At 37.5% G+C, this 1178-nt stretch carries 2 protein-coding genes; both read left to right on the forward strand.

Annotation, left to right across the window (positions count from 1 at the left end):
• Positions 1-172 precede the first annotated feature (172 nt).
• Positions 173-547 carry a C-glycoside deglycosidase beta subunit domain-containing protein gene (locus tag ACOVO2_RS19700; protein ID WP_421771622.1) on the forward strand — a complete coding sequence of 125 codons (375 nt, stop codon included), beginning with the start codon at positions 173-175 and terminating at the stop codon, positions 545-547.
• 67 nt (positions 548-614) lie between these two features.
• Positions 615-1178 (forward strand): C-glycoside deglycosidase beta subunit domain-containing protein (locus ACOVO2_RS19705; protein ID WP_421771623.1); only part of this gene is annotated, 564 nt, incomplete at its 3' end.

Raw genomic sequence — 1178 nt, forward strand, 5'->3', positions numbered from 1 at the left:
TGTTTACGAAGTTGACAGTGTGGAACAGGTACGTAGGCATCAGCAAATGTTGAAAGGACTTTTAGCCCCCTAACCCCCAATGGGGGAACTCAAAATGTGTCAAAATTTTATTATTAAACCTTAAAAATTACCTCGAAAAAATCCCCCCATCGGGGGTTAGGGGGCTGAAATTATGTACGAAAAATATATGATAGTGCCAGAATTGGCCAAAAAGACCGAAAACGGATTCGAAATTGGGGCAAGATTGCCTTATTACAGAGGCGTTTCACTTTCTATGGTGGAAGAAATTGAAGTTACTTTAGATGGAGAAACTTTGCCACAAAGTGATGTAAGCATTCTGATTAATGGTAAAACCTACAACCTCGAACAGCGTGAAAACGAACTCGACGACCGTTGGGAAATGGGGGAAGTTGCTACACTTGCTATCGCAAAATCTGGTGAATTGCCAGCAGGAGAACACAAATTAGGACTTAAAATTAATCTAAGAATTGGATATATGCCTTTTCCAAGTATCAGAATAGCCGAAAGGAATATAATAATTAATTGAATTATTGAGATGTACGAATGATGATTGAGCAAACATTAAAATCGTAAATCTAAAATAGTAAATAAAAATGGGTCCATTAGATAAATATATACTCAAAGATGATGCTTTGGAAGCTACCCAAAATGGTTTTCAACTCAAATTTCAAACGCACTGGTATCGTGCATTACCGCTTTCTTGCATGGATTTTAACCTTAAAATTGATGGCAAAGAAATAGATAAAAACGATTTGAAAATCAAAGCCAATGGCAATGAGTATCGGTACGATGAATTACTCGAATTGGACAAAGAATGGTTATTTGTACTTGACAGAGGTATTTTGGAAGTTGAGCAGCCTATCGAAAAAGGCAAGACCTACGATATTGAATTCAAATACGACCTGTATATTCCTTACATTTTGGTAGGTCCGCAAGCCAACCCTTTGTTGGCAAGTTCAGTAGTTCATAAAAATTTAATCTGTGGCCCCCTAACCCCCGATGGGGGAATTGTTTCCCAAAATACACAGAAGAATAATATTGGTTCTTTTGTTAAACCAAACATTAGCGATATAAAAACTCCCCCATCGGGGGCTGGGGGGGCTATAAAATTAGCCACTTCTCTTTTTTCATTTGCTTATGAATGGAATTCGGGAAAA

This window comes from Emticicia sp. (assembly GCF_049241225.1).
In the GTDB taxonomy this organism is placed as follows: Bacteria; Bacteroidota; Bacteroidia; order Cytophagales; family Spirosomataceae; genus Emticicia.

Coding starts and splice junctions, on each gene's coding strand:
- ACOVO2_RS19700 (WP_421771622.1), top strand. CDS start 173: ATGTACGAAAAATATATGATAGTGCCAGAATTGGCCAAAAAGACCGAA.